This is a genomic window from bacterium (genome assembly GCA_020440705.1).
Lineage (GTDB): Bacteria > Krumholzibacteriota > Krumholzibacteriia > LZORAL124-64-63 > LZORAL124-64-63 > JAGRNP01.
This window is the reverse complement of the sequence record JAGRNP010000340.1, coordinates 1-577: the sequence shown is the minus strand read 5'-3', so window position 1 is coordinate 577 and position 577 is coordinate 1. Positions and strand designations below refer to the sequence as shown.

Below are 577 nucleotides of genomic sequence, written 5' to 3'. Positions count from 1 at the left end.
GCTCCTACGGCAAGGACGTCCGTGGGATCATAAGGCAGCACCAGTTCAATAAAGTCGAGCTCGTTAAGTTCTCCGACCCGGACAACTCTTTCGACGAACTGGAGGCCCTCACGGCCGACGCCGCACGCGTGCTCGAGCTCCTGGGCATCCCCTACAGGGTCATGCTGCTCTGCACGGGAGATATGGGCTTCTCATCGACGAAGACATATGACATAGAGGTCTGGGTGCCGAGCGAAAATACATACAGGGAAATCTCGTCCTGCAGCAACTTCGCCGACTTCCAGGCGAGGCGGGCTTCCATAAGGTACAGGCCTACGGGTGGAGGAAAGCCCCGCCTGGTTCACACACTCAACGGCTCTGGGCTCGCAGTCGGGCGAACACTCCTCGCCATACTCGAAAACTTCCAGGAAGAGGATGGCTCCGTCGTCATCCCCGAAAAGCTCAGGCCCTACATGGGCGGGCTCGACAGGATTACTGCAGGGTAGGGCGGGGCCTTTATCCGAGCGAAACCGTATGATTTCATGCCGCTGATTTTTTCCTGAGGACTGGGCTGCAAGTATGCCGCCGTCGGTTGGAA

1 protein-coding gene is annotated in these 577 nt (G+C 58.2%); it reads left to right on the top strand.

Features of this window, described 5'->3' with window-relative positions:
- A partial coding sequence (locus KDM41_18695; protein ID MCB1185453.1) for a serine--tRNA ligase occupies positions 1–485 on the top strand: 485 nt, incomplete at its 5' end.
- Positions 486–577 lie beyond the last annotated feature (92 nt).